The organism is Actinomadura sp. KC06 (assembly GCF_004348735.1).
GTDB lineage: Bacteria > Actinomycetota > Actinomycetes > Streptosporangiales > Streptosporangiaceae > Spirillospora.
This window is the reverse complement of sequence record NZ_SMKT01000250.1, coordinates 1-8,493: the sequence shown is the minus strand read 5'-3', so window position 1 is coordinate 8,493 and position 8,493 is coordinate 1. Positions and strand designations below refer to the sequence as shown.

At 64.0% G+C, this 8,493-nt stretch carries 9 protein-coding genes and 1 pseudogene; 9 read left to right on the top strand and 1 reads right to left on the bottom strand.

Features of this window, described 5'->3' with window-relative positions; genetic code table 11:
* Window positions 1-2,218 (top strand): annotated as a pseudogene (locus E1287_RS44410) (class I SAM-dependent DNA methyltransferase); the annotation flags it as partial.
* Between the two features lie 119 nt (window positions 2,219-2,337).
* Window positions 2,338-2,544, top strand: a complete 207-nt coding sequence (locus E1287_RS40305) for a DUF397 domain-containing protein (RefSeq protein ID WP_131970928.1) — start codon at window positions 2,338-2,340, stop codon at window positions 2,542-2,544.
* Between the two features lie 111 nt (window positions 2,545-2,655).
* Here E1287_RS40305 and E1287_RS40300 read toward each other — a convergent pair whose 3' ends face one another.
* Window positions 2,656-3,081, bottom strand: coding sequence for an ATP-binding protein (locus E1287_RS40300; protein ID WP_207934752.1), 426 nt, complete (start codon window positions 3,079-3,081; stop codon window positions 2,656-2,658).
* A gap of 108 nt (window positions 3,082-3,189) precedes the next feature.
* Between E1287_RS40300 and E1287_RS40295 the strand changes: the two genes are divergently transcribed.
* The 7 genes from E1287_RS40295 (at window position 3,190) to E1287_RS40265 (ending at window position 8,340) form a co-directional block, all read left to right on the top strand.
* Window positions 3,190-4,002 carry a helix-turn-helix transcriptional regulator gene (locus E1287_RS40295; protein WP_131970924.1) on the top strand — a complete coding sequence of 271 codons (813 nt, stop codon included), beginning with the start codon at window positions 3,190-3,192 and terminating at the stop codon, window positions 4,000-4,002.
* Window positions 3,999-4,193, top strand: a complete 195-nt coding sequence (locus tag E1287_RS40290) for a DUF397 domain-containing protein (RefSeq protein ID WP_131970922.1) — start codon at window positions 3,999-4,001, stop codon at window positions 4,191-4,193. Before E1287_RS40295 ends, E1287_RS40290 begins: the two co-directional genes overlap by 4 nt.
* A gap of 695 nt (window positions 4,194-4,888) precedes the next feature.
* Complete coding sequence (locus E1287_RS40285) at window positions 4,889-5,611, top strand: hypothetical protein (RefSeq protein ID WP_131970920.1); 723 nt, start codon at window positions 4,889-4,891, stop codon at window positions 5,609-5,611.
* Window positions 5,612-5,913: 302 nt separating this feature from the next.
* Window positions 5,914-6,372, top strand: coding sequence for a hypothetical protein (locus E1287_RS40280; protein WP_131970918.1), 459 nt, complete (start codon window positions 5,914-5,916; stop codon window positions 6,370-6,372).
* Between the two features lie 357 nt (window positions 6,373-6,729).
* A complete protein-coding gene (locus E1287_RS40275; protein WP_131970930.1) occupies window positions 6,730-6,999 on the top strand; it encodes a hypothetical protein in 270 nt (89 codons plus the stop codon).
* Window positions 6,992-7,597 (top strand): DUF6879 family protein, encoded by a 606-nt coding sequence (locus E1287_RS40270; protein ID WP_131970916.1) that lies wholly within the window; start codon window positions 6,992-6,994, stop codon window positions 7,595-7,597. Before E1287_RS40275 ends, E1287_RS40270 begins: the two co-directional genes overlap by 8 nt.
* A 14-nt stretch (window positions 7,598-7,611) precedes the next feature.
* Window positions 7,612-8,340 carry a DUF6082 family protein gene (locus tag E1287_RS40265; protein WP_131970914.1) on the top strand — a complete coding sequence of 243 codons (729 nt, stop codon included), beginning with the start codon at window positions 7,612-7,614 and terminating at the stop codon, window positions 8,338-8,340.
* The last annotated feature ends 153 nt before the right edge of the window (window positions 8,341-8,493 follow it).

Sequence of the window (8,493 nt, the reverse complement as noted above, 5' to 3'; positions counted from 1 at the left end):
CACCCGCGTCGAGCGCCGCCCGGTGATCCCGCTGGCCGACCTGGACGACTGGCTCGACTTCGCCGAGGCCCTCCTCGGCAGCGCCGACAACACGGACGACACGCTGGGCGCCGACGACGAGCTGACGCTGGACAAACTCAGCGAGTTCGAGGACCAGATCCCCGGCTGGATGGGCATGGACTCACCCGACCGCCTCCTGGACCGCTTCCCCTGGCTCCGAACCATCACGGACCCTGACGACGGAATCGCAGCCCAACAGGGCTTCTTCCACTGGGAACTCCAGTTCGCCCAGATCTTCCACAAGGGCGGCTTCGACCTCCAGGTAGGCAACCCACCCTGGGTCCAGCCCATATGGCGCAAGCCCGAGACCCTTGCTGAGGTTGAGCCATGGTTCATGCTCGCCGACAACATATCGACTGCTGATTGGGAGACCCGAGAACGCGAAGTGACTAGGGTGCGCGCTCACCGGATGTATGTACTCAATGAGCGGGTAAATATTAGTGGGGCGTCGGAGTTCCTTTCTTCAGTTGCGACATACGAGCTTCTCGTTGGTACTCAGCCAGACTTCTACAGGGCCTTCATGATTCGCGCATGGGCCAATTCTCATACGCGTGGGATCACGGGGATGCTGCACCCGGACACCCACCTCACCGGTGGTCGTGAGCGGCGACTGCGGGCGGCCTCTTACATGCGGCTCCGGATCCATGGAGATTTCGCCAACTCTGGAAATCGCTTCTTTCCGCCTCCAGTGAGTCGGGATACTCACTTTGGCCTTCACATCTATGGTGTGCTCCGGAAGGAATTGAGCTTTGAGCACCTGAGCTGGCTTTTTCATCCGTCTGCTCTCCTGGAATCATTCCGTCATGATGGCTCTGGGATTCTTCCGGGAATCAGAGTCGGTGGAGCCTGGGACGAGCGTCCACATCGGGCTCGAATAGTCAATGTTAATAGATCAGTATTGCAGGACTGGGCCAAGCTATCAGGTGACGAGCGTCTCGCACTTGAGGAAACAAAACTGCTCTATCCGCTAAGCACTGCCGAACAGGGCGCGATCGAGACCCTTGGGAGGGTTTCGCATCGCCTTGGTGATTTCCGGCCACAGTTCAGCTCTGGGTTCCATGAGAAAGGCGCTAAAGACTCTGGGCTTATTGGATGGGGTGTGAACTCCCCGCCCAGGTGGGAAGGTGTCGTGGTCAAGGGTGCGCAATTTAGTGTGGCCACACCCTTCTTTAAGCAGCCTCCGAACACCGGCAACAAGGGTCAGCCCCAAGATTTGACCAAGCTCGAGCGACATGCCATTCCATCGTCTGAGTACATACCTCTCGTGGAGAATGAATCCTTTCTGAAATCTCATGACGCTTGGATTGATCACAGCACATCGGATCAGTCTCGCCAGAGTTACGTCAAGTTTTATCGGCTTTTCTGGCGTGAAATGATTCCAAACAACAATGAACGAAGTCTTCATCCGGCCGTGTTCCCGCCGGGGCCGACACACGTTCATGGCGTGCGTAGTCTTGTCATGCCCAATAATCGCTTTACGGTTCTGATCGCAGGGTTCTGGTCGGCCTTGCCGCTTGACTACCTTCTTCGAATAACGGGTGTTTCTCATCTTGATATCGGCCTTGCTAGATTTATGCCGGTGCCGGCAGAGAGCCATCCGCTGGCGACCGCTCTACTGCTGCGGACAATGCGGCTCAATTGCCTGACGAGTGCCTATAAGCAGCTATGGGATGAACTCTATGCCGCTGAATGGCAGGAAGAGGAATGGGCGGTTGAGTGGCCGCACATTTCCTCTCTCGGAGATGTCGCTTCCGAGTGGACTGAGGCCGGGCCCGTGCGGTCGGAGTATGCTCGGAGAGCGGCGCTTGTGGAGTTGGATTCCCTTGTTGCGGTATGGCTCGGCCTTGACATTGAGGAACTCATCGCCATATACAGATCGAGGTTTCCGCAGCTTTCGGGATATGAATCTGCGATCTGGTTCGACCGTTGTGGCGCTAAGATCGCACAGAACCCAAATTCGCGTGGTATCGGCCAAGCGAAAGAAGTTTATGGAGACCTTGAGAAATACTTGGAAGATCCGGTAGGAACGGCACCGCCGGAAGGCTACGAGGCACCGTTCTACAAGGCGGATCGGGAAGCCGAGTATCGGGAGGCGCATGCGGTGTTCTCGGACCGGTTGGAGCGGGCTAAGGCTGAGGGGTGGACGCCTGACAGCTGATGGCGAGGGCTCGTCCGCGCGATCGTGGTGGGAAGGTCGGCGTCGGTTTTTGTTGGTCGTCTGGTCGAGAACGTTGGCAACGGGTCTAGGTCCGCCTCCCCGAGTGTCGGAGGTGTCGAGTGGAGACCGGTTGGCGAAAGAGCTCCCACAGCGGGGCGATCAACGATGAAGCGTGCATTGAAGTGGCCGGCTTGATCGGTGGTATAGGAATCAGGGATTCCAAGGATCCGGATGGTGCGCGGCTGATTCTGACCGGTGACCGATTCGGCTGGCTGCTTCGGTGGATCAAGGTCAGCTCGTCGGACCGATTCCGACCCTGTCGGTAGGGCCGGACTTGCGGGAGGTCGGCGCGAGGGTGGGGCGGACGTTAGGTTGCGGCGTGTTGCCTCGTGGGGTGAGCCGTTGAGGTAACACGCCGCAAGTGGGTGCGTTGGGAGTCAGGGCTTGAGGCGGGCCCAGACCCATTTGCCGCCGGACGGGTCGGGGGAGTGGTCGCAGTCGATGGTGAGGGCGGCGACGATCGGCAGGCCGCGTCCGCCGTTGTCGTCCCAGTGCTCCTCGGAGATGTCGAGCGTGTCGAGCGTCATGTCGATCATCGGGAGGATCTGCGGGCTCTTCGGGCTGGCGTCCCAGACGGCCAGGAGGACGCCGGCGACGTCGCGGCTGCACTGGTAGCGGATCTCCATGCCGGGCGTGGCGGCCAGGGCGTTGGTGATCAATTCCGAGACAATCAGGAATGCATCGTCCAAAATGTGCCCATATCCCCACATGTATAGACGCGTTTGGGTGAGCTGGCGTGCCATACCCGGCGCGGCCTTCGAGGCCGGCATCGTGATGAGCAGGCAGTCCGGCGTCGCGATCATCGCTCGCCCGCTCCTTCCTGGAGAGATTTACGTTTCGTGCCTCCAGGATCACGATCTGTGAGTAGGGTGAGCTGTATTCGTAAACATCTCAACCCCCGGGAGATGTCAATGAGCGCCGCCGACGAGATCGATCCCGCGTCCTCGCTCTACGCCTGGCTGGCCTATGACCTGCGGTTTTATCGGCAGAAGCGAGGGTTCACCGGTACCCAGGTCGGCCGGATCATCAACTGCGTCCGATCGCATGTTGCGAACCTGGAGGCAGGGCGCGCGTGCATCGACATGGACCAGGCGAAGGCCCTCGACCAGGCCTGGGAAACGGGAGGGCACTTCGAGCGACTGCTCGGGTTCGCCCGGTCGCTGCACAGCCCGGACTGGTTCCGCCAGAGCGTCGAGTACGAGGTGAAGGCAAAGATCCTGCGTATCTACCAGGGGCAGATCATTCCCGTTCCGCTCCAGACCGAGGACTATGCCCGCGCTGGCCTGTCGATGGCCCGCGTCGACGACCTCGAGAAGGCCCTCACGGCACGAATGGCGCGGCAGGAGCTGATCACCGGAAGGGAGGACCACCCTCTGATCATGGTCCTCCTCGATCAGGGCACGCTGGACCGTCCGGTAGGAGGGCCCGAGGTGATGAGGGCCCAGCTCCGGCGGTTGCTGGAACTGGGAGAGCGTCCGAAGGTAAGCATCCGGGTCATCGCCCGATCGGCCGGTTGGCATCTCGGGCTGGATGGGGCGTTCCAGGTCATGAGCTTGGAGCGCAGAGAAGTCGCCTACACCGGCGCGTTCCACGGTGGCCGGTTGGTCCAGGATGCGGCCGAGGTTCGCGAGATCGCCATAGACTTCGAGTTGATCGGGGCGAAAGCCTCGTCCGAAGGCGAATCCCGTGCCCTGATCGAAAAGATCATGAAGGAGTTCGCATGACGATCAACTGGCGCAAGAGCTCGTACAGCGGTGGCTCTACCGACGAGATGTGCGTCGAGGTTGGCGAACTTGTCAGCGGTGTTGGGATCAGGGACTCCAAGAATCCGAACGGTGGACGGCTTGATGTGACCAGTGCGGAGTTTGCGTTGCTGGTTGGGCGAATCAAGCAGGGAGAGCTTGACCAGGGTTAACCGGTCGTCTCGCCGGTCTTGAGGTGGGTCTCGGGGCTCACTTCAAGACCGGCTGTGTTTTGACGGGACGGCAAGTAACGGGTGGGGATGGGTGGACGCGAGCGGCCCTTAACCGTCCTGAGCACGGGATCTTCTGGCGTGTGTTGGGACGGCTTTCTCGCGGAACACGCCTCATGCCTCGTCCCCTCGGTCCGTTATGGGCGGAGCGGAACCCCCTCCGTCCTCGGCACGACGGGTAGCGCGCCCCCAGGAGAGCTTCAGGCGCTCGTCCGTCCCCCGGCTCCTCAAAGACCGGCGGTCCGTAGCCATATCCGGTGCACCGGCTCATCGACTCCCTGACCGCCACGCTCAACGTGGCCCGTCCCTGTCGGTGCGTCTCCGAACCCATCGACACCTGAACCGTCGAAAAGGCTCGCTGACCCTGCCGTCGTCGCGGCTGCGAGTCGCATACCTCGGCTGGCCGAAAGCGGACATAGATCGGCCCGGACGATTCTTCAGGCCGCAAGTGTTCGCCGAAATCTCCCAATTAGGGCGGATCTTTATGCGGCAAGCCGTGAACCGGCAGGAGTGCCGATCGTCCCTCTCCACGCGGAGACTTCGGCCGACCGATTCGCCTTTGCCGACAACCCGGTCCCGGCGTTGTGTTCCATGTCAGAATACGAGCCGCATCGGAATAGGCGGGAAGGCGGGGATCAATGACGCGTGGGGGTGACTTCTCGCGGCGGCTGTTGCTGTCGGTGGATGTCATGGGCTACGGGTCGGTCTCGGATCTGCGGCAGCGTGATATCCATCGGGCGCTGCTGGCGGCACTCGACGAGGCCGCCGAGCGGGCGGGGCTGGAGCGCGCGGGGTGGCATCGGCAGGTGGCCGGGGACGGAGAGCTGTCGGTCCTTCCGCCGGACGAGTCCGAGCCCCGTGTGGTGGACGGTTTCGTACACCAGCTGGCGGCGACCCTGCGGCGGGTCAACGGGGACGCGGTGGAAGGCAGGCTGCGGCTTCGGCTCGCGATTCACTACGGAACGGCGGTGCCCGGCTCGACCGGATACAACGGGAGAGGGCTCGTCGAAGTCAGCAGGCTGTGCGACAGCGCGCCGTTGCGGTCCGCATTGCTGCGGTCCAAGGCGGATCTTGCGGTGATCCTCTCGCGGCAGGTGTTCCGGGACGTCGTTCTGGGCGAGCACACGTCGCTGAATCCGTCGCGTTTTCGAGAGGTCATGGTCCGGGAGAAAGAGTTCGCCGAGGAGGCCTATCTGCTCATCCCCGGATTCGACGTCCACCAGCTTGAGCCGAGTGATCTGGAGGGACCGTCCGGCGCTCCGGATGCGAGGGCCGGTGTGACGGCTTCTAACGCGGCGAATGAGGCGGCCGATACGACGGAGGCGGTCCTCGGGACTAAGACCGCCGCGGACCCTACGTAGCCGTCCCCTCCCCGCCGAAAGCGGGGGCCGGGACGGGGAAATCCTTAAGGCATCCCTTTCAGAGAAACGGAGTAGAGGGCGCTACCTGGCCTGGGCGAACTCTCCTGGCGGTCGGTGGTCTCGTGGTGCTGCTCGCGGGTGCGGGCCTGGCGGCCTACCTCTGGAGAACGGACGACGAGCCCAGAAGCTCCCCGGAGGCCGCACCCTCGTCGGCGGTGTCCTTGCCCGGAACGAAGGCCCCCACGCCTCCACCCACGACAGGCGGAACGTCGACGCGCCCGCCCGAAAAGGGGACACCGGGGGTGCCAGGCCCTGGCCGATCCCCTTCCGGTAAGCCGACGGAGCAGGGACCCCAGGGGCAGCAGGCCGCTCTTGACGCCTACGAGAAGGACCACCCGAACGAGCAGGCGCGGCGGGTCGATCTGCGGCGCACCACCTTTGTGGCAAGGGTCGTCTGGACCACCTACTGGCGGCAGGGCGCCGACAACGAGAAGAACGACCTCCGGCTGGAAGCCGATCACCTGCTGGCGGCGGAAGGGGCCGGCCTCGCCAGGGTCCCGGCGTCACCGGACGTGCCCAGGGCGACCTGCGAGTCGATCAGATCGTGGCAGACCAGGATCTACCTCCGCGATCTCAAGCCGACCGACCAGCTGTGCGTCCGAGCGGCCGATGACCCCTGGTTCGGCCGGATCCGCATCATCGGCGTCCCGAAGTCCGATGCCGAAGCCCTCAGCTTCTACGCCCACACCTGGATCAGCTGACTCCAGATAACCAACCGGCAACGCACTGCACCCCGCGGTGCCGCGAGGGACAAGCCAGACGATCCACCGGATGGCCCGCACACGTCGCGGTGGCCGAAAGCGGACAACGGCCGGTCCGGAGATTCTCAGGACGACGCGCGTTCGCCGAAATTTCCCAAAAGGGCGGGTCGAAACGCGGCAAAGCCGTTGACCGGCGAGGAGTGCTGATCGCGCTCTGTCTGCGCAAAGACGTCGGCTGCCCGATTCGCCACTGTCTGCACCTCACTCCCGTAATGGACATTGTGGACAGTCCTTGTCGCTTCAGCGATCCCGGGAGAAAATTTCTTCTGATGCCATCCACTGGAAGTGAGTTACATCATGACCAGGCCATGGGAAGCCGATCCCGGCGCGGGGTTCCGCCGGCGTCTGGGCAAGACGGCCGCCGAGGTGGGGGACAGCCGCACGACGCAGGACTGCCCGGAGATCTGGGAGCTGGACAACGGCGACATCGCCGTGATCGGCCGCGATGCCACCGGCGCGTACGGCGACCGGCTTCCGCCCGGCGTGCGCATCGGCCCCGACGAGCGCCTTGTGATCATCTCCGGCCGCCTGCTGGCCGCCGCCAAACCGGATATCCGAGATGCTTGACCGCATTCGGCGGCTCCCGGGCGACGAACTGGATCATGCCGCCTACCACAGCGACTTCGCCTGCCAGGTCGAAGGCCTGAGCGGCGTGATCTGGAAGCTCGAACGGTCCCAGACCTTCCGGGAAGTGGACGATCCCAGCTGGGAGGCCTTTTCCTCCGGAGACTGGCGGCGCGCCCTGGCCCTCCTTGAGAACGACCGCGAAGCCGTGCACACGGAGGCCCGCGACAACCGGCGCCGGGGCCTGAAGATCAAGCGTGTCCGCGTGGTCGAGCGGCCCCTGACGCCATACGTCCAGTGGGAACTGTACGCGCTGCGAATGCTCGCGGAAGAGGGCTTCGAACTGTCCGTGCTACCGGCCGCCGAGCTCGCGTCGCTCGAAGCCCGCGGCCAGTTGCCCGAAGTCGTGATCATCGGACGGCGCGTCCTCTATCAAGTCCGCTATCTGCCTGATTGGACTCCGAGCGGCGCGAAACGCATCGATGCGCCCCAGACGATCAGGGCGGCCGCGACCGAGATCTCCCGCCTATTCGAAAAGGGCGAACCACTGCTCGACTTCTTCGAACGGGAAGTGGCCCGGCTGCCCGCGCCCGCGGTTTGATCTATCGTTCCCGGGTGTCCTCCGTTCGCATGGGTCGCCGGAGGCTGAGAACACTCGGCCTCGGCCTGCTCGCCTTTGTGGTCCTCGGCCTCATCGGGGCCTCGCCCTGGGGCTTGCGGGCGATCGACGGCTCCACCGCCCGATGGGAACGGGCGAGCTTCATCGGCCAGACCTACGGCGCGGCGTCGGCGCTGGTCGCGGCGGTGGCGCTGGTCGGGATCGTGGCCACGCTCATCTTCCAGGCGCGGGAAACGAAGATCGCGCGGGAGGAGGCGCGGCGCATCGCGATCGCCGAACTGCTCAAGATGGCCATGGACGACCCCGACCTCGACGAGGCGTGGGGCCCGGTACCGGCGGGCGAGGACCGCAAGGCCCGGCGCCAGCTCATGTACATCAACATGATCATCTCGGAGTGGCAGATGTCCTTCGAGACGAGAGCGCTTCCCGAAACGCGCCTGCGCGCCATTTCCCGGGAGATGTTCAGTGCGCACCCCGGACGCGCCTTCTGGCGCGAGGCCCGGCAGGTACGTATGAGCACCTCAGAAACCAAGCGCGCACGTCGTTTTCACCAGATCCTCGACGAGGAGTACAACCGGGCCCCTGCGCCGCCGCCCGATCGCGCCCGCTCCCGCCGTCCGTGGGCACTCATGGCAGGTGCGGCGGCGGGCGTGTCGTTGGCCGCGTACCTCGGCCGTGCCCTCACCCGCCGGACGCGCCGCACCCGTCGGAGACCAGGGCGCTGAGGGGGACTGGCCGGACGATCCAGTGGAGGGCCCACGAAGGAACCGTCAGCTCTCAGAAGCCTGCCCCGGCCTCAGGGGCCGACATGAAGGTAGGGGGCCCAGAAGATGGGGAAGGCGGGGCGGCGGGCGCGGAGTGACCGGACGGCCAGGTGA

Coding starts and splice junctions, on each gene's coding strand:
- E1287_RS40285 (WP_131970920.1), top strand. CDS start 4,889: ATGACGCGTGGGGGTGACTTCTCGCGGCGGCTGTTGCTGTCGGTGGAT.
- E1287_RS40300 (WP_207934752.1), bottom strand. CDS start 3,081: ATGATCGCGACGCCGGACTGCCTGCTCATCACGATGCCGGCCTCGAAG.
- E1287_RS40295 (WP_131970924.1), top strand. CDS start 3,190: ATGAGCGCCGCCGACGAGATCGATCCCGCGTCCTCGCTCTACGCCTGG.
- E1287_RS40270 (WP_131970916.1), top strand. CDS start 6,992: ATGCTTGACCGCATTCGGCGGCTCCCGGGCGACGAACTGGATCATGCC.
- E1287_RS40290 (WP_131970922.1), top strand. CDS start 3,999: ATGACGATCAACTGGCGCAAGAGCTCGTACAGCGGTGGCTCTACCGAC.
- E1287_RS40275 (WP_131970930.1), top strand. CDS start 6,730: ATGACCAGGCCATGGGAAGCCGATCCCGGCGCGGGGTTCCGCCGGCGT.